This window comes from Hydrocarboniphaga effusa AP103, assembly GCF_000271305.1.
GTDB classification, from domain to species: domain Bacteria; phylum Pseudomonadota; class Gammaproteobacteria; order Nevskiales; family Nevskiaceae; genus Hydrocarboniphaga; species Hydrocarboniphaga effusa.
Genome location: NZ_AKGD01000001.1, coordinates 2434597 through 2457901, shown reverse-complemented (window position 1 = coordinate 2457901; position 23305 = coordinate 2434597). Strand labels below are relative to the sequence as shown.

16 protein-coding genes and 1 pseudogene are annotated in these 23305 nt (G+C 66.4%); 4 read left to right on the top strand and 13 right to left on the bottom strand.

Annotated features, from left to right (window positions below):
* Window positions 1–22: 22 nt before the first annotated feature.
* Window positions 23–997: an EamA family transporter RarD gene (gene rarD / locus WQQ_RS10810; RefSeq protein WP_007185200.1), complete on the bottom strand. Its 975-nt coding sequence runs from the start codon at window positions 995–997 to the stop codon at window positions 23–25.
* Window positions 998–1228: 231 nt separating this feature from the next.
* On the opposite strand from rarD, the gene csrA reads away from it, so the two are divergent.
* Both csrA and WQQ_RS10800 read left to right on the top strand, forming a co-directional pair.
* The gene (csrA, locus tag WQQ_RS10805) at window positions 1229–1456 is read left to right on the top strand and encodes a carbon storage regulator CsrA (protein ID WP_007185199.1); all 228 of its coding nucleotides are present in this window, start codon (window positions 1229–1231) and stop codon (window positions 1454–1456) included.
* 243 nt (window positions 1457–1699) lie between these two features.
* A complete protein-coding gene (locus WQQ_RS10800; protein ID WP_007185198.1) occupies window positions 1700–3232 on the top strand; it encodes a flavin-containing monooxygenase in 1533 nt (510 codons plus the stop codon).
* A 60-nt stretch (window positions 3233–3292) separates the two neighbouring features.
* Here the strand turns inward: WQQ_RS10800 and WQQ_RS10795 are convergent, their stop codons facing one another.
* The 3 genes from WQQ_RS10795 to WQQ_RS10785 all read right to left on the bottom strand — a co-directional run bounded on the left by WQQ_RS10795 (window position 3293) and on the right by WQQ_RS10785 (window position 6469).
* Window positions 3293–3715: a hypothetical protein gene (locus WQQ_RS10795; protein ID WP_007185197.1), complete on the bottom strand. Its 423-nt coding sequence runs from the start codon at window positions 3713–3715 to the stop codon at window positions 3293–3295.
* A 253-nt stretch (window positions 3716–3968) separates the two neighbouring features.
* Complete coding sequence (locus tag WQQ_RS10790; protein ID WP_157534581.1) at window positions 3969–5405, bottom strand: M20/M25/M40 family metallo-hydrolase; 1437 nt, start codon at window positions 5403–5405, stop codon at window positions 3969–3971.
* Between the two features lie 131 nt (window positions 5406–5536).
* Window positions 5537–6469: an extracellular catalytic domain type 1 short-chain-length polyhydroxyalkanoate depolymerase gene (locus tag WQQ_RS10785; protein ID WP_157534580.1), complete on the bottom strand. Its 933-nt coding sequence runs from the start codon at window positions 6467–6469 to the stop codon at window positions 5537–5539.
* A gap of 100 nt (window positions 6470–6569) precedes the next feature.
* On the opposite strand from WQQ_RS10785, the gene WQQ_RS10780 reads away from it, so the two are divergent.
* Window positions 6570–6986 carry an HIT family protein gene (locus WQQ_RS10780; RefSeq protein WP_007185194.1) on the top strand — a complete coding sequence of 139 codons (417 nt, stop codon included), beginning with the start codon at window positions 6570–6572 and terminating at the stop codon, window positions 6984–6986.
* 112 nt (window positions 6987–7098) lie between these two features.
* Here the strand turns inward: WQQ_RS10780 and WQQ_RS10775 are convergent, their stop codons facing one another.
* The 6 genes from WQQ_RS10775 to aceE all read right to left on the bottom strand — a co-directional run bounded on the left by WQQ_RS10775 (window position 7099) and on the right by aceE (window position 16529).
* Complete coding sequence (locus WQQ_RS10775; RefSeq protein WP_157534579.1) at window positions 7099–7482, bottom strand: hypothetical protein; 384 nt, start codon at window positions 7480–7482, stop codon at window positions 7099–7101.
* Window positions 7482–7889: a VOC family protein gene (locus WQQ_RS10770; protein WP_007185192.1), complete on the bottom strand. Its 408-nt coding sequence runs from the start codon at window positions 7887–7889 to the stop codon at window positions 7482–7484. Before WQQ_RS10770 ends, WQQ_RS10775 begins: the two co-directional genes overlap by 1 nt.
* 145 nt (window positions 7890–8034) lie before the next feature.
* Window positions 8035–8310, bottom strand: a complete 276-nt coding sequence (locus tag WQQ_RS10765; RefSeq protein WP_007185191.1) for a hypothetical protein — start codon at window positions 8308–8310, stop codon at window positions 8035–8037.
* Between the two features lie 58 nt (window positions 8311–8368).
* Window positions 8369–11821: a pyruvate carboxylase gene (locus WQQ_RS10760; RefSeq protein ID WP_040453926.1), complete on the bottom strand. Its 3453-nt coding sequence runs from the start codon at window positions 11819–11821 to the stop codon at window positions 8369–8371.
* 323 nt (window positions 11822–12144) lie between these two features.
* Entirely contained in the window at window positions 12145–13863 is a 1719-nt protein-coding gene (aceF, locus tag WQQ_RS10755) for a dihydrolipoyllysine-residue acetyltransferase (protein ID WP_007185189.1), read from the bottom strand.
* Between the two features lie 8 nt (window positions 13864–13871).
* Window positions 13872–16529, bottom strand: a complete 2658-nt coding sequence (gene aceE, locus WQQ_RS10750; RefSeq protein ID WP_040453393.1) for a pyruvate dehydrogenase (acetyl-transferring), homodimeric type — start codon at window positions 16527–16529, stop codon at window positions 13872–13874.
* 148 nt (window positions 16530–16677) lie between these two features.
* Between aceE and WQQ_RS10745 the strand changes: the two genes are divergently transcribed.
* Complete coding sequence (locus WQQ_RS10745; protein ID WP_007185186.1) at window positions 16678–17613, top strand: LysR family transcriptional regulator; 936 nt, start codon at window positions 16678–16680, stop codon at window positions 17611–17613.
* 161 nt (window positions 17614–17774) lie between these two features.
* Here WQQ_RS10745 and WQQ_RS10740 read toward each other — a convergent pair.
* From WQQ_RS10740 to WQQ_RS23015, 3 genes and pseudogenes are all read right to left on the bottom strand, one after another.
* Window positions 17775–18395 (bottom strand): annotated as a pseudogene (locus WQQ_RS10740) (SDR family oxidoreductase); the annotation flags it as partial.
* 3 nt (window positions 18396–18398) lie between these two features.
* Window positions 18399–19985, bottom strand: a complete 1587-nt coding sequence (locus WQQ_RS10735) for a DNA recombination protein RmuC (protein ID WP_007185184.1) — start codon at window positions 19983–19985, stop codon at window positions 18399–18401.
* Window positions 19986–20085: 100 nt separating this feature from the next.
* Window positions 20086–22968: a tetratricopeptide repeat protein gene (locus WQQ_RS23015; RefSeq protein ID WP_007185182.1), complete on the bottom strand. Its 2883-nt coding sequence runs from the start codon at window positions 22966–22968 to the stop codon at window positions 20086–20088.
* Window positions 22969–23305: the final 337 nt, after the last annotated feature.

Below are 23305 nucleotides of genomic sequence, written 5' to 3'. Positions count from 1 at the left end.
GAGCAGCTGCTTGAGCCGAAACTCAGGCCGCCTCGGCCGCCTGCACGCTGGCCGCCGGCTTCGGCGCGCGCCCGCGCACGAAGCCGTCGATCGCGTAGATCACCAGCGCCGCCCAGATGCAGGCGAAGCCGATCAGCTGCACGTGCGTGAACGGCTCGCCGAACAGCAGCACCGCCGTGATCAGCTGCAAGGTCGGAGCGGCGTACTGCATCAGGCCGACCGTACTGAGCGGAATGCGCCTCACGCCGTAGGCGAACAACACCAGGGGCACTGCGGTCACCAGTCCGCTGAGCACGAGCAGGGCATCCATGGCCGGCCCCTGATGCCCGAACGCGCCCTGGCCGCGCCAGGCTTCGAAGCCGATCCAGGCCAGCGCGAACGGCAGGATCAGCACCGTCTCGATCGCCAGCGCCGCCACCGAATCGACACCGGCCACGGTCTTGCGCACGAAACCGTAGAGCCCGAACGAAATCGCGAGCGCGAGCGCGGCCCAGGGCGGATGGCCGAGTTGCACGGTCAGCCAGATCACGCCCACGGCCGCGACGGAAACCGCCACCCACTGCCAGCGATTGAGCTTCTCGGACAACAGAAACACGCCGAGCATCACCGACACCAGCGGATTGATGAAGTAGCCGAGGCTCGCATCGACGACGTGGCCATCGGCAACCGCCCAGACGTAGACCGCCCAATTGACGCTGATCAGGCCCGCCGTCAGCAGCAGCTTCGACAGCGCCTGGGGTTGCCGGAACACCCGGCCCGCCGCGCCGAGCTGCCCGCGAAGGCCGAGCCAGGCGAACACGAATACGCAGGCCCAGATGACGCGATGCCCCATGACCTGGAACACCGGCACGCTGGCCAGCAGTTTCAGGTAAAGGGGCAGCAGGCCCCAGCTCAGGAAGGACAGGCCGGTCGCCAGCAAGCCGCGCCGGTCCAGCCTCGGATTCACCGCCGGGCCCACCGTCGCCGGTGCGGAGCCCTTGCCGCCACTGCCGCTCATGTCGCCCTCGCGGACCGAAACGCCCGTCCGCCGGATGTCTGGGAAAAAGGGCGCGCATTCTGCGCCCACGGGCCGGCGTTAGGAAATGAGCCCGCAACAATCCGAAACAGCCTTCGTCCCTGAACAGCCGTTAAGCTGACATACTGCCGGCTCGGTCGGCTTCGGCTCGGGGACAGCCGAAGCGGCTCGCTCAGGACGAGCCGCGCGTACGACGAGGTAGCGGGGAAAGCAATGTTGATACTGACAAGGCGGGTCGGAGAAAGCATTCTGATCGGCCAAGACATCGAAGTCGCGGTTTTGGGTTTGAAAGGGAATCAGGTTCGTATCGGCATTCGGGCACCCACGGGCGTGCCGGTGCATCGCGAAGAGCTGCTTACGCGCGGCAAGGCCGGCGAAGGCCAGCAGGGCGGCCAAGCCGTGGGCCAGCCCCAGGACGGCAAGGATCGTCGCAGCGCCTGATCGCGCTGCCGGCTGCTCCGGCTGAGTGGGACGAGGCCGCCGGCTCGCGCCGGTGCCTCGATCGTATCGAAGCATCTGTCGCGGGCCGGGCATTCGCCCATTCTGGTCGCGACGCTCCCGCGTAGGCTTTTCCGCCCGCAGACATGGGCGCTGGAATCTTGACATTCATCGATGTCATTCTTAACTTGACATCGAACGTTGTCAGTTTAAGCGTCCGGCTTGGTCCGGAGGAGAGCGCAGCGCATGGGCATCAACCAGAACCTCGCCGCCGGTCTGGCCGGCGGTAGCGGCAGCATCAAACCGGATCATCAGGTCATCGTCGTCGGCACCGGCTTTGGTGGCCTGTGCATGGCGATCAAGCTGCGCGAAGACGGCGTTCGCGATTTCGTACTGATCGAGCGCGGCGACAGTGTCGGCGGCACCTGGCGCGACAACCGCTATCCGGGCGCGGCCTGCGACGTGCCGAGCCACCTGTACTCGCTGTCGTTCGCGCCCAAGAGCGACTGGTCGCGCATCTACCCGACGCAGCCGGAGCTCCACGCCTACCTGCGCTCGGTCGCCGAACGCTACGAGCTGCTGCCCTCGATCCGCTTCAACACGAATTTCATCGGCGCGGATTACGACGAGGTGCAGCAAATCTGGTCGGTGCGCATCAAGTCCGCGCTCGGCCTGCAGACGCTCACGGCGCGCGCGCTGGTGCTCGCCAACGGTGGGCTCGCCGAGCCCAAGCTGCCGGAGATTCCGGGCGTAGAGCGCTTCAAGGGCAAGACCTTCCATTCCTCGGCTTGGGATCACGGCTATGACCTCGCCGGCAAGCGCGTCGCGGTGATCGGCACCGGCGCCTCGGCGATCCAGTTCGTGCCCGAGATCGCGGCCAAGGTCGGTCATCTGGACGTCTATCAACGTTCGCCGAACTGGATCATTCCGCGTCCGGACCGGCCGTATTCCGACGGCGAGAAACGGCGCTTCGCGAGCTGGCCGCTGTGGCGCAGGCTCTATCGGCAGATGATCTATTGGGGCCACGAGGCGCGCGTGTTCGGCCTGGTGCTGCAACCGGCCTTCATGAAGCTGTTCCAGAAGATCGCCGAACGCCATATCGCCAAGCAGGTGAAGAGCCCGACGCTCAAGGCCAAGGTCACGCCCGATTACCTGATCGGCTGCCGGCGCATCCTGATTTCGAACGACTGGTATCCGGCGATCGGCCGCAGCAACGTCGAGCTCGTGACGACGCCGATCCGCGAGATTCGCGAGAACGCGGTCGTCACCGCCGACGGCCAGGTTCGCGAAGTCGATTGCCTGATCTTCGGCACCGGCTTCTACGCCACCGAAAATCCGATCGGCCAGGTCGTGCGCGGTCGCGCCGGCCGCAGCCTCGCGCAGGAATGGGTCAACGGCGAAGAAGCCTTTCTCGGCACGCTCGTGAAGAACTTCCCGAACCTGTTCATGATCGTCGGCCCCAACACCGGCGTCGGCCACACCTCGATGGTCTACATCATCGAAAGCCAGGTCGCGTTGATACGCCGGCTGATCGGCAAGCTGCTCGCCGGTGGCCCGCAGTCGCTCGAAATTCGCGCCGACGTGCACGACGAGTTCAATCGCAAGCTGCAGCAACGGCTCGCGACCTCGACCTGGTCGACCGGCTGCAACAGCTGGTACAAGCACAAGAGCGGCAAGATCACCGCGCTGTGGCCGGGCTTCACGTTCGACTTTCGACGGCAGCTGCAAAAGGTCGGCGACGCGGATTGCGTGATCGTGAAGCACCGCTCGACCGTCTGATCACGCGCATGAAAAGGCCTGCTCGAAGCAGGCCTTTTCATGCACTGTCGGGTACGCGAATCAGCGTCCGCCACCCGAACTGTCGCTGCCGCCGGTGCCATCGCTTCCCTGGTCGCCACCGCCCTGGTTGAGGCGGCCCTGCTGCCGACGGGCCTCATCTTCGTTGACGATGTTGAACTTGGTCTTGTCCGGTCCCGAACCGCGATTTTCCGAATTGAATGCCAGGCCATAGACCTGCCGCGACGGTTGCGGCTTCATGGCCTGAGGCTGGGCCTGGGAACTCTGAGGCGCGCGCTGCATCTGCATGCGCTGCTGCTGTTCCCGCTCAGCCTGCTCCTTGTCGATGACACGGACCTGCGGCGTGGGGGCATTCGGCACCGGTTGAGGACCGCGGTATCCGGAGTCGCTCTGGGCCAGCACGGGAGCCGCGAACGCCGCGGCAACGATTACGGTGGAACCGCACAGCAATTGGATCTTCTTCATGACGACACTCCTTGTCGCGTGAAGCCTCGGGGGCTTCGGATCGGTATCGCTTCATCGGACGATGAAGCGGGAGTCCCTGGAGCCGATTTGAGTATGAGAGTGCAGCGGGTGCCGATGACGCTTCCTTGCGTCGATGCCTGCGTCCTTGCAGAGCGAATCAGCGGGTTCCAGAGTACGCGGGCACCAGAAACCGGGCCTGAACTCCAGCGCCGGATTCCGGGGCGATCGATTCAGTGCCGATTCGAGCGCGACATCACGGTGCCGGAACGCGTTCGAGCGGCTCGTTCATTTCGGCCAGCGCATACGCGAGCACGGCGAGCACCGCGGTCTGCCGGCGCAGCGCCAGCGGATCGACCTTGTCGAGCGTATCGGCCGCGGTGTGGTGCAGATCGAAGTAGTGACGGCCATCGACGATCGGAGCGAAGCCCGGAACGCCAAGCGCCTGCAGCGGCGCGATGTCGGCGCCCGCGTTGCCCGCGCGCGTCTCCATCACGCCCGCACCGATGGTCCGCAGCACGCGGCCGACGGCTTCCAGACGCTTGAGCTGCGTCGCGTTGATCGAGCCCGAGAACCCGAGCGGCCCGCTGAGCCCGAAGTCGCTTTCGATCGCGGCGATCTGCGTTTCGATGCGCGGCTTTGCTTCGGCCTGATACGCGACTCCACCGCGTCCGCCGTTCTCCTCGTTCATCCAGGCCACCATGCGCACACTGCGACGCGGGCGGATGCCGAGCGACTGCAGCACCTGCAGCGCACCCATCGACGAGGCGACGCCGATGCCGTCATCCACCGCGCCGGTGCCGAGATCCCAGGAGTCGAGATGGCCCGAGACGATCACGACCTCGTCGGGCTTCTCGCGACCGCGCAGATCGGCGAGCACGTTGTGGCTGTCGGCGTCGGGCAGGGTCTTGGGCGTCAGCAGCAGGCGCAGCTTCACCGGGCCTTGCGCGGACAGGCGTTCGATGAGCATCGCGTCCTCGGCCGCGAGCGCCGCGGCCGGAATCTTCGGACCGTCGGCATCCCAGCTCGTGTTGCCCGTGTGCGGCAGCCGGTAGTTGGCCCCGCCGACCGAGCGTACGAGCACCGCCGCGGCACCGAGCCTGGCTGCGACGGCCGGGCCTTTGAATCGCGCCTCACCGGCTTGCGAATACGCGGTTCCAGCCTGGCCGTTGTCGGCGAGATTCTGATCGAACGGCATGTTGATCAGCACGATCTTGCCGGGCACTTCGGCCGCGCGGCCTTCGAGTTCGGCGAGGCTGCGAACGAACAGCACGACGGCGACGATGCCCTTGGCCGGCGTCGCCACCGAGGCGCCAAGCGTGCTCAGGTGCAGCGGCTGGGTGATGCCCTCGGGACGGCCGGCGTAGTCGACGAGTTCGGCTTGTTCGGCTCCGCGCACCCAATGCGGCACTTTCACGGGCTGCAGGCGCACGTCGAGCCCGGCGTTCCTCATCGCCTGGGAAACCTGCACGACCGCCGCCTCGGCGCCCCTGGAGCCCGACAGTCGCGGACCGATCTTGTCGGACAGGTCGGCCAGCCGCTGCCAGGCGTAATCGCTGCTCATCGCCGCATCGCGGATACGTTCGAGCGTGGCGGTGTCGAGATCGGCCTGGGCGCTCGCGCCGGCGACGAAAAGGCCGAATGCGGCCGCGAACGATCGGATGGTTTTGCTGGACTGAAGCGGGATTTGCATGAGCTCGCGGGGATTGAAGCAAGCGGCCAGTGTCGGCCGGCAGCGCGGGCCATCCAAGCCGGGAAAGCACTCAGGACGCCTGCGGGTCGGCGGACTCTGGTCTGGGCGGATTGCCGACCGCCCCGCAGGCGCTATTTCGGATGCGCTGCGAAGAATTTCCAGATCACATCGGTGGCGTCGAAGTGCGTGCTCGGCGTGTCGCCGCGCCGGCTGCCGGCCTGCCCGCCCGGCCAGGCGTGGCCGTTGTCCTTGACCAGATACAGGCCGACATCGCGACCCGGCGGACAGCGATAGTCCCAACGCAAGGCGGTGCCGATGTCGGTTTGCGCGGGCGGCTCCGCGCAAGCATTGGCCTTGCCCCAGAACGCGGCCTGGTCGAGCGCCGGACGCGTTTGAATATCGTCGTCCCAGGCACGCGCACCGCGTCCGCCGGGCTTGCCGCCCGCGGGCGGAACGTTGTCGTCGAGCGCTCCGTTGATGATCAGCGCCGACACCGGCGCGCGTGCCTGCGGCTCGTCGCCGAACACGGTCGCCACCACCGGCGCGATCGCGGCGATGCGATCGCCCAGGGCGATGCCGAGACGGTGCGTCATCATGCCGCCGTTGGACATGCCGGTGACGTAGATGCGCCGCGCGTCGACCGGGTAGCGCGCCGACAGCGTATCGATCAGCGCGCGGATGAAACCGACATCGTCGATGTTCTTCTTGAGCGCGTAACCGCAGCAATGGCCGGCGTTCCAGGTGTGCAGCTTGCCCATGCGGCTGCTGCCTTCGGGATAGGCGACGATGAAGCCCTGCTCGCGCGCCTTGGCGGTGAAGCCGGTCATCTGCTCGGCATTGCGCGCATCGCCACCGCCACCGTGCAGCACGAGCACGAGCGGCGTCGGTCCCGGCATCGCCTGCGGGGCGCGCACGAGATAGTGGCGCTCGAGGCCGCCGTGCATGAGCGTCTGCAGATCGCGATCGGCCGCGCCCGCAGGCAGGCCCAGCGCGAGCATGCAGACGCCGACGCAGTGGCTGATGAACCCCTTGCTCCATCGCTTGCTACGGACTTGCGGCGGCATCATCGGCTCCGTTTCTGGTTTCTCGTTGAAGGTAACGCGCAGGCCGCCGCTTGGTTGACAATGCGGAACTTCAGGACGAACCGGACCCACAGGAAGCCCCATGAGCTACGACCCGCAAAATCCCTTCGCCAAGATCCTCCGCGGCGAACTGCCCTGCTTCAAGCTCTTCGAAGACGACAAGACGCTGGCCTTCATGGACATCATGCCGCAGTCCGACGGCCACGCCCTGATCATCCCGAAAGAGCCTGCCGTGACGCTGCTCGACCTGTCCGAGGAAAGCGCGGTGGCGATGGCCAGGCTCACGCGCCGCGTCGCGATCGCGGCGCAGAAGGCGCTCGGTTGCGCCGGCATCCAGGTCATGCAGCTCAACGGGCCGATCGCCGGCCAGACCGTGCCGCACATCCACTTCCACGTGATCCCGCGCTACGAACGCGCCGAGCTCACGCTGCATGCAGCCAAGCTCGGCGACATGGAGAAGATCAAGGCGCTCGGCGAGAAGATTGCGGCGGCGCTGTGAGCGCCCCACAGTAAAACGGGCCGTCGGCTTCGACGGCCCGCAATGGTCCAGCGGGAATACCGGCGAGTGCTCCGAGCTGAGCCCGCCGGCGTCGATGTCGCCGGTGGTCCGGTCAGTCCAGGCCGGCCAGAATCTGGCTCATGCGCTTGCCGGTCGCCGATTTCTTCAAAGCGAAGATGATGGCCTTCTTCAAGGGCTCTTCGGCGAACTTGGGGTCCGCGAGATCGGTCGCGCAAGCCAGCGGGCCGACGAACGAAGGCCAATCATTGCCCACCCACCAATCGCAAAAAGCCGGGTCGGCATCGTCATCGATGGGCTTGGCGACAAAGCACTGCTTCGCGGAATCGAAGCTCACATCCTCGTTGATACCCGTGACGACGAAGCGCACCACGGCGTCGGCGTACACGGCACAGAATGACTCGTGGATCTCTTTTTCACTTTTCATTGCGCAATTGTAACCGCGAGCAAGCTGCGGAAATGCTCCGCCTCGTGGCATCAAACCGCTGGAAATGCGGCCGGGTCCATCCACATCGCGCCCCAGATGTGGCCATCGGGGTCCGCCATGTCGCGGCCGTACATGGAGCCGTGATCCTGCACCGGGTTGATGTCGGCCGTGCCGCCGTTCGCGCCTGCGGCCTGGTTCATGGCGTCGACCGCTTCGCGGCTTTCGCAGGTCACGTTGAACGCCACTTCGCTCGAGGTCGACGGCGGGATCGGGCGGGTCGTGAAGCTGCGCCACTTCGCGTGAGTGAGCAGCATGACGCTGATGGTCTCGCTCCAGACCATGCAGGCGGCGGTGTCGTCGGTGAACTGCGGGTTGTTGGTGAAACCGATCGCCTTGTAGAAGGCCACCGACTTGTCGAGGTCGGCGACGGGCAGGCTGATGAAGATCGTCTTGGTCATGCGGGCTACTCTGTTGGATTCGGGCGTGACACGAATCGGGTCACTCATGACCGTCGAACGGGCCCGGGCGATTTCGACAGGCCAGGGAGATTATTTTTCTACTGCCAGCGAATCGTTCGCCGCCGCCATCAGCGCAAGGCTTGCACTAAGGCCTGCACTTGAGCCCTTCACCCGAAATCAGCACGCCCTTTTCATTCTCGCTCTGGTTGCGAACGTAGAGCGCGTCGCCCTTGTAATGCTTCACCTTGGCGTAGGCCGCCTGCAGCGCGTCTTCGGCGCTGCTGCCGCGCACGTCGATGAAGTGCATGAAGCGGCACTGCGATTTCTGCTCGGCCGTGACGACGAGAACGGAGTCGGCGGCGAGTGCATCGCCGGAGGCGAGCAGGGCGGCGACGAGGATCAGCTTGCTTGGAGTCTTCATGCCGCTGGCAATGCAATAACAGCGCCGCCCGCGTTCAGGCCGGCGGCGCTGTCACGACTCAGCCGAGTTCGATCAGCAAATCCTTGGCCGACACGCTCTGGCCGGTGCTCGCGACCACGCGCTTGATGGTGGCGTCGAAGTCCGCGCGAATCTGCGTCTCCATCTTCATCGCTTCGATCGACACCAGCGGATCGCCCTTGGCCACCTTCTGCCCGGCCTTCACCGCGATCGTCACGACCATGCCCGGCATCGGCGCGCCCACGTGCTTCGGGTTGCCGTCTTCGGCCTTCGGCAACGCGGCCTTGGCCTTCGAATCGGGCTTGGCGAGGCGCGTCATGCGCGGCTGGCCGTTGAGCTCGAAGAACAGCTTGTCCTCGCCTTCTTCGAGATTCTCGGTGCTGCCCTGCAGGCGAATCAGCAAGGTCTTGCCGGGTTCGAGATCGACCGAGACTTCCTGCTGCTCCTTCATGCCGTAGAAGAACACCGGCGTCGGCAGCTGGCTGACGTCGCCATAGGTCTTCACATGCGCCGCGTAATCCTTGAAGACCTTCGGATACATCAGGTACGAGGCGAGTTCGGTGTCGCTGGCCTTGTGGCCGATGGCCTTCTCGACTTCGTGCCGCGTGGCTTCGAGATCGACCGGCGGAATGTTGAGGCCCGGACGTCCGACCAGTGCCGGTTCGCCGCGCAGGATCTTCTTCTGCAACTCGGGCGGGAAGCCATCCGCCGGATAGCCGAGCTCGCCCTTCATGAGCGAGATCACCGACTCGGGGAACGCGATGTCGCGCGCCGGATCGGCCACTTCCTCGGGCGTCAGGTCATTCGCGACCATGTACAGCGCCATGTCGCCGACGACCTTGCTGGTCGGCGTGACCTTGACGATGTCGCCGAACAGTTGATTCACGTCCGCATAGGCCTGGCTGACTTCGGGCCAGCGATGTTCGAGGCCCATCGCACGCGCCTGTTCGCGCAGGTTGGTGTACTGGCCGCCCGGCATTTCGTGGCGATAGACATCGGCCGTGCCGCTGCGGATATCGGCTTCGAACGGCGCGTAGAACTTGCGCACGCCTTCCCAATAGAACGACAGCGCCTTCATGTTCTCGAGATCGACGCCGCCGGCCAGGTTCGGGTCGCGCTCGCTGCCTTGCAGCGCAGCGGTGATCGCGCCGAGATTGGGCTGCGAGGTGAGGCCCGACATCGCGTCGAGCGCACCGTCGACCGCATCGACGCCCGCTTCGATCGCGGCGAGCACGCTCGCTGCGGCGATGCCGCTGGTGTCGTGCGTGTGGAAGTGCAGCGGCAGGCCGACTTCGTTCTTGAGCGCCTTGACGAGCTCGCGCGCCGCACGCGGACGGCAGACGCCGGCCATGTCCTTGATGCCGATGATGTGCGCGCCGGCCTTTTCGAGCTCTTTGGCCATCTTCACGTAGTAGGCCAGGTCGTACTTGGGACGCGCGCTGTCGAAGATGTCGGCCGTGTAGCAGATCGTGCCTTCGCAGAGCGCACCGGTCTCGACCACCGCATCCATCGCCACGCGCATGTTCTCGACCCAGTTGAGCGAGTCGAACACGCGGAACACGTCGATGCCGTTCGCGGCGGCCTGCTGCACGAAGAACTTCACGACGTTGTCGGAATAATTGGTATAGCCGACCGCGTTGCTCGCACGCAGCAGCATCTGGAACAGCACGTTCGGCACCGCCGCGCGCAGCTGATGCAGGCGCGCCCACGGGCTTTCCTTCAAGAAGCGCATCGCCACGTCGAAGGTCGCGCCGCCCCAGCATTCGAGCGAGAACAGGCCCGGCAGCATGCGCGCGTAGTACGGCGCGATCGTCGTCATGTCGGTGGTGCGCATGCGCGTCGCGAACAGGCTTTGATGCGCATCGCGCATGGTGGTGTCGGTCAGCAGCACTTGCGGCTGCGCCTTCATCCACTCGCTGAAACCCTTGGCGCCGAGTTCTTTCAACTTGTCGCGCGTGCCGGGCGGAATCGGTGCGAACAGATCGGCGCTCGGCAGGATCGCGGGCGCGAGCTCACCGGTCGGCGCGATGCGGCCCTTCATTTCCGGGTTGCCGCGCAGCGTGGTCTCTGACAGGAAGCGCAGCAGCTTGGTCGCGCGATCGCGACGCTTCTTGAAGTTGAACAGCTCGGGCGTGTTGTCGATGAACTTGGTGATCACGTCGCCCGAGATGAAGTCGGGATGGTTGATCACGTTTTCGAGGAACTGCAGGTTCGTCGACAGGCCGCGAATGCGGAACTCGCGCAAGCCGCGATCCATGCGATGAATCGCTTCTTCGGCGGTCGGCGCCCAGGCCGTCACCTTCACGAGCAGCGAGTCGTAGTACGGCGTGATGATGGCGCCCGCGTACGCGGTGCCGCCGTCGAGACGCAGGCCGAAGCCGGCCGCGCTGCGATACACCGAGAGCCGACCGTAGTCCGGCGTGAAGTTGTTCTCGGGGTCTTCGGTGGTCACGCGGCATTGCAGCGCGTGGCCGTTGAGCTTGATCTCGTGCTGCACCGGCACGCCGGCGTCCTTTCCGATCGTCGCGCCCTGGCATACACGAATCTGCGCCTTGACGATGTCGATGCCGGTGACCTGCTCGGTCACCGTGTGCTCGACCTGGATGCGCGGGTTCACTTCGATGAAGTAGAACTGCCCGCTGTCCGCATCCATCAGGAACTCGACGGTTCCCGCATGCGTGTAGTTGACCGCGCGACCGAGCTTGAGCGCCGATTCGCAGAGCGAGGCGCGCGTGGCCTCGTCGAGATACGGAGCCGGTGCGCGCTCGACCACTTTCTGGTTGCGGCGCTGCACCGAGCAATCGCGCTCGAACAGATGCACGAGGTTGCCGTGGCGATCGCCGAGAATCTGCACTTCGACGTGACGTGCGCGGCGCACGAGCTTTTCGAGATAGACCTCGTCGTTGCCGAAGGCCGCAGCGGCTTCGCGACGCGCAATCTCGATGTTCGACGGCAAGTCGGCTTCGCTCTCGATCACGCGCATGCCGCGTCCGCCGCCGCCCCAACTCGCCTTGAGCATCAGCGGATAGCCGACCGCGGCCGCGAGCTTTTTGCTCGCTTCGATGTCGTGCGGCAACGGGGCCGTGGCCGGCATCACCGGAACGCCGGCCGCGACGGCCGCGTTACGCGCCGCGACCTTGTTGCCGAGCGTGCGCATCACCTCGGGCGTGGGCCCGATGAACAGGATGCCGTTGGCCGCGCAGGCCTCGGCGAATTCCGGGTTCTCGGACAAGAAGCCGTAGCCCGGATGGATCGCATCGACCTTGGCCTGCTTGGCGATGCGAATGATGTCGGCGATGTCGAGGTAGGCCGCGATCGGCTTCTTGCCGGCGCCGACGCGATAGCTTTCGTCGGCCTTGAAGCGATGCAGGGCGAAGCGATCCTCGTTGGCGTAAATCGCCACCGTCTTGATCCCCATCTCGTTCGCCGCGCGCATGACGCGGATCGCGATCTCGGATCGGTTGGCAACGAGAATCTTGCGAATGCTGGCCACGTAAATCTCCCCGAAACTGCCGCCAAAGGCACGGGCCCGGCGGATGTTGAACAAATCGGCGTACCACACGGTCAAGCTGGCTCAGTCGGCCGCTCGATCCAAAAGATCACTAGACGCGTATTGTCGAACAAATGAAGCGCGCTGCGTAATGGCCCCGCCAAAATACTTGGCGACGGCAAGCCTCGGGGCACATGACGGCAACGCGATGCCGATACGGCCAAACCAAAGTCGGGGATGCCGGTGGATTGGGCGGCTGCGCCTCAGACCCACCCTGCATGTTCGTTGGCCGCAAGGCGGGTCGTGACCCGCCTTGCCTCGCCTTCCTATAGCGCCAAGCGCCGCAGATCGCCCAGCAGCTTGCCGAGCAGCACGATCGCGCGCGCCGCGTAGGCGCCGTCGATGACGCGATGATCGTACGACAGCGACAGCGGCAGCATCAGGCGCGGCTGGAAGGCCTTGCCGTCCCATACCGGCTTCATGACGCCTTTCGATACGCCGAGGATGCCGACTTCCGGCGCATTGACGATGGGCGTGAAGTAGCCGCCGCCGATGCCGCCGAGGCTGCTGATCGAGAAGCAGCCGCCCTTCATGTCGTCGGGCTTGAGCTTGCCGTCGCGCGCCTTCTTGGCGAGCTCGCCGCATTCCTTGGCGAGTTCGACGATGCCCTTCTTGTCGACATCGCGCACCACCGGCACCACCAGGCCGTTCGGCGTATCGGCGGCGAAGCCGATGTGCACGTACTTCTTGCGGATCAGGCTGGCGCCGTCGGGCGACAGCGAGCTGCAGAAATCCGGATACGCGACCAGCACTTTCTCGACCGCCTTCATCACGAACGGCAGCAGCGTGAGCTTCACGCCGGCGTCGTCGCTGGCCGATTTGCGGAAGGCTTCGAGATCGGTGATGTCGGCTTCGTCGGTCTGGGTGACGTGCGGAATGTTGACCCAGGCGCGATGCAGATGCTGCGCCGAAATCTTGCGGATGCGCGCGAGCGCCACCGTTTCGATTTCGCCGTAGAGCGAGAAATCCTGCGCCGGGATCGGCGGAATGCCGCCGCCGGCCGGCGCTGCCGCTGCAGGCGGCTGCGCGAGCGTCTGCTTGACGAAGCCCTGCACGTCTTCGATGACGATGCGGCCGCCCTTGCCGCTGCCCTTGACCTTGCCCAGGTCGACGCCGAGCTCGCGCGCGAACTTGCGCGTGCCGGGGCCGGCGTACGGCATTTCGCCGGGCTTGCCGCTCGCCGCCTGCGGCGTTTCGGCGGCGGGCGCGGCGGGCTTGTGTTCGGTGGACTTGGCAGGAGCGGCGGCTTCGGGCTTCTCCGACTTCTCGGCCTTGGCTTCCGGCGCGGGCTGCGGCGCTTCGGGTTCGGCCTCGGCTTCATCGGCGGAGGCCTCACCGCCGCCCTCGCCCTGCAGCGTGCAGATCGCGTCGCCCTTGCTGACCTTGTCGCCGACCTTGAGCTTGAAGCCCGAGACGACGCCGGCCGCGGGGCTCGGAATCTCCATCGTCGCCTTGTCGGTTTCGAGCACGATGATCGCCTGCTCGGCCGTCACCGTATCGCCATCCTTGACCAGTACTTCGATCACCGGCACGCCGGCGAAATCGCCGATGTCCGGAATCGTCACGTTGGTGGTGGTGCTGCCGCCGGACTTCGCGGGCTTCTTCGCGGCGGGTGCGGCGGCCTGCTTCTCAGCGGCCGGGGCCTTGGCTTTTTCGGGCTCGGGCTTGGTGGCCGGAGCCGCCTGGGCTTCTTCCTTCGCGGCGGGCTTGGCTTCGGACTTGGCGGGAGCTTCCTCCGCCGCGCCGCCGACTTCGAGCACGCCGATCACCGAGCCGGTGCTGAGCTTGTCGCCGACCTTGACCGCGAGGCTCTTGAGCACGCCGGCTTCGGGCGACGGCACTTCCATCGTCGCCTTGTCGGATTCGAGCACGAGCAGCGCCTGCTCCTTGGCTAGCGTGTCGCCCACGGCGACCAGCAATTCGATCACCGGAACGTCGTGACTGTCGCCGATATCCGGAACCTTGATTTCGATCGTCTTGGCCATGGCTGTCCTTATACCGTCCAGGGCGACTGGCGACCCGGCTTGATGCCGTAGATCTTGATCGCCTGCGTCACGCGCTCGGCCGGAACCAGCTTGAGTTCGGCGAGCGCCTTGAGCGCCTTGACCGCGATCCAGCGACGATCGACTTCGAAGAAATCACGCAGTGCCGGGCGATTGTCCGAGCGGCCGAAGCCGTCAGTGCCGAGCACGTGATACGGCAGCGGAACGAAGGGACGAATGCTTTCGGCATAGGCGCGCACCCAGTCGGTCGAGGCGATCACCGGGCCGCTCATGCCGGACAGGCATTCGTGCACGTAGGACATCTTCGCGGGCTTGCCCGGATTGAGCAGGCTGATGCGCTCGGCTTCGCGGCCGTCGCGCGCGAGCTCGTTGAAGCTCGGCACGCTCCAGACGTCGCTCGTCACGCCCCAGTCCTCGCGCAGCAGTTCGGATGCGGCGATCACCTCGCGCATGATCGAACCCGAACCCATCAGCTGCACGTGCGTCTTGGCGGGCTTGTCTTCGGACTTGAACAGATACATGCCGCGCACGATGCCCTTCTCGACACCGGCCGGCATCGGCGGGTGCTGATGGTTCTCGTTGTAGATGGTCAGGTAGTAGTAGCGATCCTTCTGCTGCTCGATCATCTCCTTGAGACCGTGCTGGATGATCACTGCAAGCTCGTAGCCGAACGCCGGATCGTACGAAACGCAGTTCGGAACCAGGCCGGCCATGACCAGGCTGTGGCCGTCTTCGTGCTGCAGACCTTCGCCGTTGATCGTCGTGCGGCCCGCAGTGGCGCCGAGCAAAAAGCCGCGCGCGCGCATGTCGCCGGCTGCCCAGCACAGGTCCATCACGCGCTGGAAGCCGAACATCGAGTAGAACGTGTAGAACGGAATCAGGTTGATGCCGTGGTTCGCGTAGGCGGTGCCGGCCGCGATGAAGCTCGACATCGCGCCCGATTCGGTGATGCCTTCCTCGAGAATCTGGCCCTTGATGTCTTCCTTGTAGAAGGCGAGCTGGTCGGCGTCTTCGGGGCTGTATTTCTGGCCCACGACCGAATAGATACCGAGCTGGCGGAACATGCCTTCCATGCCGAAGGTGCGCGCCTCGTCCGGAATGATCGGCACGACCCGCTGGCCGATGTTCTTGTCGCGGATCAGCGTCTGCAGCAGCTGCACGAAGGCCATCGTGGTGCTGATCTCGCGCTCGCCGGTGCCTTCGAGCTGGCGCTGGAACACCGAGAGCGGCGGAATCTCGATCTTGTCGGGCTTGATCACGCGCGCCGGCAGCGAGCCGCCGAGTTCGGCGCGACGCGCCTTGAGGTACTGCATCTCGGGCGAATCTTCGGCCGGCTTGTAGAACGGCAGCTTTTCGAGCTGGTCGTCCGGAACCGGAATCTTGAAGCGGTCGCGGAATTTCTTCAGCGCGTCGAGGCCGATCTTCTTCTGCTGATGGGTGATGTTCTGGCCTTCGCCGGCCTCGCCCATGCCATAGCCCTTGACGGTCTTGGCGAGGATCACGGTCGGCGAGCCGGTGTGCTTCATCGCCGCCGCGTAGGCCGCATAGACCTTGTGCGGATCGTGGCCGCCACGCGGCAGCGCGGCGATCTCCTCGTCGCTCATCGTCGCGACGAGGCGTTCGAGCTCCGGATACTTGCCGAAGAAATGCTCGCGCGTGTACTTGCCGCCGCGCGCCTTGTAGCTCTGGTATTCGCCGTCGACGGTCTCGTTCATCGCCTCGACGAGCTTGCCGCTCGCATCGCGCGCGAGCAGCGCGTCCCACGGCCCGCCCCAGACCACCTTGATGACGTTCCAGCCGGCGCCGCGGAAGTAGCCTTCGAGTTCCTGGATGATCTTGCCGTTGCCGCGCACCGGACCGTCGAGACGCTGCAGGTTGCAGTTGACCACGAACACGAGGTTGTCGAGCTTCTCGCGATCGGCGATGTCGAGCGCGCCGACGGATTCGGGCTCGTCCATTTCACCGTCGCCGCAGAAGCACCAGACCTTGCGGTTGGTCATGTCCTTGAGGCCGCGGTGATGCAGGTACTTCATCAGGCGCGCCTGGTAGATCGCCATGATCGGCCCGAGGCCCATCGACACGGTCGCGAACTGCCAGAAATCCGGCATCAGCCACGGATGCGGATAGCTCGAAAGCCCCGGCTCCAGGGCTTCCATGCGGAAGCGCTGGAGCTGTTCTTCGGTCAAGCGGCCTTCGAGATAGGCGCGCGCGTAGATGCCCGGCGTGCAATGGCCCTGGATGTAGACCAGGTCCTGGCCGTCCGGGTGGTCCGGGCCTTTCCAGAAATGGTTGAAGCCGATTTCGTAGAGCGTCGCGGCCGAGGCGTAGCTGGCGATGTGGCCGCCGATGCCGCTGTGCTCCTTGTTGGCGTTGACGACCAGCGCCATCGCGTTCCAGCGCAGCAGCGAGCGGATCTTCCACTCGAGCTCGTGGTTGCCCGGGCTGCGCTCTTCGAGGTCGACCGGAATCGTGTTGAGGTAGGGCGTGTTCGGCGAGAACGGAATGAAGGCGCCCGACATGCGCGCCTTTTCGACCAGCGATTCGATCAGCTGGTGCGCGCGCTCGGGGCCTTCGCGCTGCAGGACCGATTGGAGGGCGTCGAGCCATTCCTTGGTTTCAATGGGGTCTTGGTCCATCTGGTTCATCATCGGCCTACTCCACATAGGTGCGCGCGCATTGGCGAGGCGCGCTGTCGCGCATTCATTTTTGCAATCTAGGTCTTGGACTGTAGACCCGGCCTTAACGATACGTCCAATATATGGCACCTACCCTAGTCATTTCTTCTGGATATTGCTGATGGAATTGCGACACCTGCGCTACTTCGTCGTCGTCGCCGAAGAACTGCACTTCACGCGAGCCTCGCAGCGGCTCGGCATCGGCCAGCCGCCGCTGTCGCAGCAGATCCAGCAGCTCGAGCAGGAGCTCGGCTCGCAGCTGTTCCGCCGGCTGCCACGCGGCGTGGCGCTGACCGAGGCTGGGCTGGCCTTCTTCTTCGACGCCAAGGCCATCCTCGCGCAGGTCGAGCGCGCCACGCGCAACGTGCAGCGCATCGCGCGCGGCGACCAGGGCGCGATCACCGTCGGCATGATCAACTCGGCCCCGTTCAATCCGCGCATTCCGCGCATCCTGCGCGAATTCCGCCAGCGCTTCCCGCAAGTGCAGCTCTCGCTGACCGAAGCGAGCACGCCCGAGCTCGCAAAAGACGTGCTCGCCGGCACGCTCGACGCCGCCTTCGTGCGCCCGCTGATCAGTGACGACCCGGGGCTCATCGTCGAGCCGCTGTTCGAGGAGGACGTGCTGATCGCCCTGCCGACCGGGCATCCGCTGACCCGGCACAAGTCGCTCTCGGTGGGACAGCTCGCACGCGAGCCCTTCGTGCTGTTCTCGCGCGTCATCGGCTCGGGCCTCTACGACGAGATCATCGCCGCCTGCACGCGCGCCGGCTTCTCGCCGCGCATCGAGCAGCAGGCCTCGCAGGTGACCTCGATCGTCAACCTCGTCGCCGCGGGCCTCGGCGTGTCGATGGTTCCGGAATCGATGAAGCAGATCAATTCGCAGGGCGTGACCTACCGGCGCATCGAGGGGGAGGCCCCGCGCGCGCACATGAGCATCGTCTACCGCGAGAATCACGTATCGCCGGCAGTGACGCAGCTGCTGATGCTCGCGCGCAAGCTGTCGAAGGAGAAGCGCGCAGCACGCGTGAGCCGCAAGCCGACGACCGAAGAGACCTGAGGCCAGAGGACTCGCCGCGCTCACCTCGGCGCTCGGCGGAGCCCGTCGGGCCGTTGAGCGTCGCCGCCCGAGGTCGCGCCCGCGCGGGGACAGGGACCAGAGAGGAGCCCTCGGCTCGCGGCTGTGGGCGGAGCGCCGTCATCCGGGTTCTCGCGCCCGGCTCAGGCCGTCAGATACCCGCCATCGACATTGATGCAGGCCCCGGTCGTGTAGCTCGATGCGTCCGAAACCAGATACAGCACGGTGCCGGCCATCTCGTCGGGCTGGGCGTGGCGCTGCATCGGCGTATGCGAGACGAACAGCCGGTTGGCCTCGCCCTCGCGAATCAGCGCCCCCGCGAACCTGGTATCGGTGAGCCCCGGCAGCAGCGCGTTCACGCGCACCTTGAGCGGCGCGCATTCGCGCGCGTAGGCCTTGGTCATCGAAATCACGGCCGCCTTGGTGATCGAATAGATGCCTTGCAGCGGAGCCGGAATCACGCCGTTGATCGAAGCCGTGTTGACGATCGCACCGCCGCCGTTCTCGGCCATCAGCTTCACCGCCGCCGAGCTCATGAAGAAGTAGCCCCGAATGTTGACGTCGACGGTCTTCTGGAACGCATCGAGCGGCGTGTCCTGGATCGGTCCGTAATACGGGTTGGCCGCGGCGTTGTTGACGAGGATATCGAGCCGCCCGAAGCGCTCGCGCACTTGCGCGAAGAAGGCTTCGATCTGCGCCATCTCGCCGACGTGGCAGGCGATCGCACTGGCCTGGCCGCCGGCCTGCCGGATCGATTCGGCGACGCGCTACGGGTTCGGCGCGTCCTCGTCGGCCTCCGGCTCGGCGTCATCGGCCAGCGGCAGCGCCTCCTGCGCAGCTACGAGCTCGACGATGCGAGCCTTGCCCTTGGTGCGCAGGCCCATGTCGCGCATATCCTTGGCGAGCTTGAGCGCGTTGCCGCGCTTGCTGCTCAGATGATCCCAGGCGTCGTCGAGCGCCTTGTTCGCGCTGGCCAGGCCCTTGCGCACGCTTTCGAAGCTCGCGACGAACATTTCGAGCTTGTCGTAGAGCTTGCCGCCGGCCTCGGCGATCTTCTCGGCGTTCTGCTCGCGCCGGCGCACCGACCACATGCCCTCGACCATCTTGATGACCGCGAACAGCGTCGTCGGCGACACCAGCACGACCTTGCTCTTGAAGGCCTCGGCGTAGAGCTTGTCGTCGCCGCGCAGGGCTTCGAGCAGCGCCGCTTCGATCGGCACGAACATGACGACGAAATCGACCGTGTGCAGATCGGGCGAGCGGGTGTAATCGCGCAGCGCGAGTTCGCGCAGATGCGCGCGCACCGAGCCCAGATGCCGCTTCAGGCAGGCGGCGCGCTCGGCCTCGTCCCTGGCCGCGCAGTAGTCGGTCCAGGCCGTCAGCGAGACCTTGGAATCGACCACCAGCTGGCGATCTTCCGGCAGGTAGATCACCGCATCGGGACGCTGCGTGCGCCCGGCCTCGCTCTCGATGCTGTCCTGGATCTCGTACTCGCGCCCGCGCGCCAGGCCCGATTCCTCGAACAGCCGCTTGAGCACCATCTCGCCCCAGTCGCCCTGCACCTTGCTGTTCGAGGTCAGCGCCTGCGTGAGGTCTTCGGTGCGATCGGACAACGCCTTGTTGAGCGAATGCAGCTGCTCGACCTGCGCCTTCAGCGCGCTGCGTTCCTTGGCCTCGTCGGTGTAGACCTGCTCGACCTTCTGCTTGAAATCGCCGAGCTGCTCGCGCAGCGGGTTGAGCAGCTCGCCGAGCCGCTCCGCGTTGAGCGCGGTGAAGCGCTGGGTCTTCTCTTCGAGAATCTTGCCGGTGAGGTTCTCGGCCTCGGTGCGCAGATGGCGCGTCTGCTCCTCGAACCAGACCTTCTGCTGCTGCAACTGCTCGCGCAGCGCATCGGTGCTCGTGCGCAGCGCGCTGAGCTCGCCCTGCAGCTTGCGCTCGGTACTCGCGAGCGCCTCGTGCTGCTGCAGCAGCACGTCGTGACGTGATTGCAGCTCCGCATGCTGAACCCGCGCCGCATCGCGAGCGCCTTCGACGATCCGCACCTGGCTCTCGGCCTGCATCGCGCGCTCGGTCGCGGCGACGCGCTGCTCGTCGAGGACGCGCGCACGCTGCTCGAACTCCTGCGCACGCGATTGCAGCTGGCGCAGCTGTTCGGCCAGCGTCGCTTCGCGGCCGGCGGTCGCGGCGGCGGACTCGGACAGCTGGCGACGCAGCGCCTCGGCCTCGGCGCGCGCCGCATCGACCTGCGCGGCCCTGTCGGCCAGCGCGGCGACCTTGAGCCGGCCGATCAGCCAGCCGAGCGCGACACCGGCGACGAGTGCGAAAACCGCTGCGAGAGCGAGGCTGAGCGTCATGAAAATCCTGGGAGCCGGAAACGTCCAGGTATTGTGGCGCGTCTGTCCCTGAGGCGGTTATGCGCTGCGCGCCACCCCATGCTCCGCGTCGCGGATCGAGCTACGACCGCCGCGCCTGTGCGAGTTGCTCGCGCACTTCGAGCAGCAGCGGCGCATCGGCCACGAGTCGCGCACGCAGATCGGCTTCGATGGCGACGAGCTGGTCGATCGCGGCCTTGGCCTGCCGGCGAGCGAGCCGCAATCGTGCCTGCCCGAGTCCGGTCAGGGCGCGGGCATCGTAGGACGTCGAATCGTTGCGCTCGTAGGCAGCGGACGCGGCCGCGAAGTGGCGCTCGGCGTCGTCGAGCCGGCCCTCGGCGAGCTCGGTGTTGCCGAGCAGACGCTCGCGACGAGCCCGTTCGAGCTGCGCGGCGGTACTGTCGAGATCCTGCGCGACTTCGCTGTTCAGCAGCAGCGCGCGCGCCTCGGCGGTGCTACCCCGAGCGAGCAGCACATCGGCCAGATCGAGCCGGCGGCGAAGGCTCTGGAAGCCGTTCGCACCCTCGGCTTTTTCGGTCATCGCGAGCGCATCGCGCAGCAGCGGCAGGGCCTCGTCGCTATCGCCGAGCTGGGCCAGCGAGCGCCCGAGATTGGCGAGCGACTGGCCCATGTCGGGGCCATCGGGCGCGCCGGCGCTGCGTTCGTCGGCGATCACGCGGCGGAACAGCGGCACCGCCTCGCGCACGCGGCCGAGCTGGCGTAAGGCCGCCGCCAGATTGTTGCGCACCGTGGTCACGTGATAGCTCGTCGGGGCGTAGAGCTTTTCGTAGCGCGCCAGCAGCTCGCGGCGCGCGGCCTCCGCCTCGGTGTAGTGCGCGGAGACGTAGAGCAAATAGCCGTGATAGTCGAGCTGGTAGAGATACTGGATGTTGTCCGGACCGAGCACCTCGCGCACGCGGTCGACGGTCTTTTGCGACAGCGCGAGCGCCTCGTCGGTGCGACCCGCCTCCTGATAGCTCAGCGCGAGCGAGCCCAGGGCCTCGAAGGCAGGCTGCGAATCCGCGCCCTGGCCCGCCGCTGCGAGCGTGCGCTGCAGCGCTTCGAGCACGGCGATGCTCTGCTGCGGCTTCTGCAGCGCGCGCAGCACGTAACCCAGGCTGGACTGCACCTCGATGCTGCGTTCGGAGTCGGCCGGCACGTCGCCCTCCTGCAGCAGTCGCGCGGCCTGTCGCAGGCTGTGTTCGGCGAGGTCGTAGCGGCCGGCGCGTATCTGCGAATCCGACAGATCGAAGATGAACTTGGCGCGCACCGCCGGATTGCCGTTCGGATGCTCGCCATCGAGCGCGAGCGCTTCTTCGATGTCGCGCCGGCATTCCTCGGTGTGGCCCATCACGCAGTAGACGCGACCGAGCATGCCGAGCATGCGGGCGCGCACCTGCGGCTCCTTGCCGAAATGCTTTTGCAGGGCCTGGTGGCCGAGATCGACGAGCTTGCGCGGCTCGATCGGCGCTCCGCCGGATTCCTCCGGGCTCGCGGCTTCGAACAGCGAGACCAGGTAATCGCTGACCTGCTCGGACACCGCGGCCTCGCTGCGCGCCCGTTCGAGCGCGGTACTGCGCTCGCGATCGGTCTCGTAGAGCCGCCAGGACAGCGCCACCGTGACGGCCAGGCCGAGCACCAGCACGACCGCCGCCGCCAGATAGCCGCGCCGCGCAGCTTCGGCCCGCTCGAGCCGGCCCTGCAACGCCAGGGCGCGTTCGCGCGCGAGCCGCTCGGCCTCGCGCGACCGGTGCCGGGCTTCGAGGTGGCGCAGGCGTCGGCCGAGTTCGGCCGCATCGGCGATCCGGCGCGCCGGATCGCCATCGACCGCGGCGGCGATATCCTCGCGCAGCAGCTCGTCGGCCACTTCGCGCTCCCAGCCCGGAGCGAGCGGCTTGCGCCAGTCGCCGGTCACCGCCTGGTACAGCATCACCCCGAGCGCGTAGACATCGGCCTGCGTGGTCACCGGCTGGCCGGCCAGCACTTCGGGCGACAGATACAGCGGCGTTCCGCTGGTGGTGTCGAGCGCGGCGATGGTCTGCGTGAAGCCCAGGCGCGTGATGTCGGAAGCGAGCGCCCCGCCGTCGAGCACCCCGCCGCTGCCGAAATCGGCGAGCTTGATGCGCGGCGTTCCGCCGGTGTCGGCGACGACGAGCACGTTCGAAGGCTTCAAATCCTTGTGCAGCACCCCGACGCCGTGCGCGGCCGCGAGCGTGTCCGCGCACTGGGCGATCAGGTCGAGCCGCAGGGCCAGCGCGAGCGAGTCCAGGCCGCCCTGCGCCTCGCTCCACTGCACGAGGCTGCCGGCGGGCACGTACTCGGCCTCGATAAAGAACGGCTCCTGGTCGATGCTCCAGTCGACGATGCGCAGCAGGTCGGGCCGCTCGCCGAGGCTTTGACGCAGCACGCGCGACAAGGTGATCTCGCGCTTGAGCGAGCGCAGGGCGGCACCGCTGACCGCGAACTTGGCGACCCGCTCCTCGCCGCTCTTGTCCTGGCGAATGCGCCAGACATCGGCGCTGCCACCGCCGCCGAGCCGCTCGACGAGCTGCCAGTTCGGCCGTCCGGGCACCGCGGCACCGATGACGAAATCGAGGCGCTCGGGCAGCTCGCCGCCGGTGGCTTCGACCGACACCGACACCGGCACCGCGAGCCGGTAACCGAAGCCGTGCACGGTCTTGATCAGGCTGGCGTCGTGATCGCCGATCGCGGCGCGCAAGCGGTTGATCGTGGTCGTGAGCACCGACTCGGACAGCACCCGGCGCGGCCAGCAGGCTTCGGCGAGTTCGTCCTTGGTCACCACTTCGCCGGCGTGCTGCAGCAGGTGCAGCAGCACCGACATCGGCTTGCGATGCAGCGGCACGAGCTGGCCCTGGACGCTCAGCTGCAGGCTGCGCTCGTCGAGTTCGCGGCCGTCGAAATGCCAGCGCCGCGCCTGCGTCGTCGACTCGGTATCCCCGTCCATCCCGCCCTGCCGCCTTCCCCTGGTTCTGTGCAGGCCGCCCCGGAACGGCCCGGCGCGCAGTATGCCAGCGCCCGCAAACGCTACACAGCAATTCTTACTTTCGTCTCACAAGCCTTTCGATTCAGTGGCTTGCGGATGTGAGGCGTTTGTAAGACGGGTGTCAGGACTGCCCAGCCCGCTCGCCCTCAGAGTGCGCCACCTCGAAGCGCCGGCCCTGCTCGGCCGCGCCGTTGAGAAGGACGGGCGCCGGCTCTACGGCGCACTGCCGCAACAGGACGTTCGAAGGAGTCTGGCAATGTTTGTCTCGATGTTCGCATCCACCAGGCGCGGGCTGGAT

Excerpts from the sequence above, each read along its gene's own strand:
- rarD (WP_007185200.1), bottom strand. The coding sequence starts at position 997 with ATGAGCGGCAGTGGCGGCAAGGGCTCCGCACCGGCGACGGTGGGCCCG.
- csrA (WP_007185199.1), top strand. The coding sequence starts at position 1,229 with ATGTTGATACTGACAAGGCGGGTCGGAGAAAGCATTCTGATCGGCCAA.
- WQQ_RS10800 (WP_007185198.1), top strand. The coding sequence starts at position 1,700 with ATGGGCATCAACCAGAACCTCGCCGCCGGTCTGGCCGGCGGTAGCGGC.
- WQQ_RS10795 (WP_007185197.1), bottom strand. The coding sequence starts at position 3,715 with ATGAAGAAGATCCAATTGCTGTGCGGTTCCACCGTAATCGTTGCCGCG.
- WQQ_RS10790 (WP_157534581.1), bottom strand. The coding sequence starts at position 5,405 with ATGCAAATCCCGCTTCAGTCCAGCAAAACCATCCGATCGTTCGCGGCC.
- WQQ_RS10785 (WP_157534580.1), bottom strand. The coding sequence starts at position 6,469 with ATGCCGCCGCAAGTCCGTAGCAAGCGATGGAGCAAGGGGTTCATCAGC.
- WQQ_RS10780 (WP_007185194.1), top strand. The coding sequence starts at position 6,570 with ATGAGCTACGACCCGCAAAATCCCTTCGCCAAGATCCTCCGCGGCGAA.
- WQQ_RS10775 (WP_157534579.1), bottom strand. The coding sequence starts at position 7,482 with ATGCCACGAGGCGGAGCATTTCCGCAGCTTGCTCGCGGTTACAATTGC.
- WQQ_RS10770 (WP_007185192.1), bottom strand. The coding sequence starts at position 7,889 with ATGACCAAGACGATCTTCATCAGCCTGCCCGTCGCCGACCTCGACAAG.
- WQQ_RS10765 (WP_007185191.1), bottom strand. The coding sequence starts at position 8,310 with ATGAAGACTCCAAGCAAGCTGATCCTCGTCGCCGCCCTGCTCGCCTCC.
- aceF (WP_007185189.1), bottom strand. The coding sequence starts at position 13,863 with ATGGCCAAGACGATCGAAATCAAGGTTCCGGATATCGGCGACAGTCAC.
- aceE (WP_040453393.1), bottom strand. The coding sequence starts at position 16,529 with ATGATGAACCAGATGGACCAAGACCCCATTGAAACCAAGGAATGGCTC.
- WQQ_RS10745 (WP_007185186.1), top strand. The coding sequence starts at position 16,678 with ATGGAATTGCGACACCTGCGCTACTTCGTCGTCGTCGCCGAAGAACTG.
- WQQ_RS10735 (WP_007185184.1), bottom strand. The coding sequence starts at position 19,985 with ATGACGCTCAGCCTCGCTCTCGCAGCGGTTTTCGCACTCGTCGCCGGT.
- WQQ_RS23015 (WP_007185182.1), bottom strand. The coding sequence starts at position 22,968 with ATGGACGGGGATACCGAGTCGACGACGCAGGCGCGGCGCTGGCATTTC.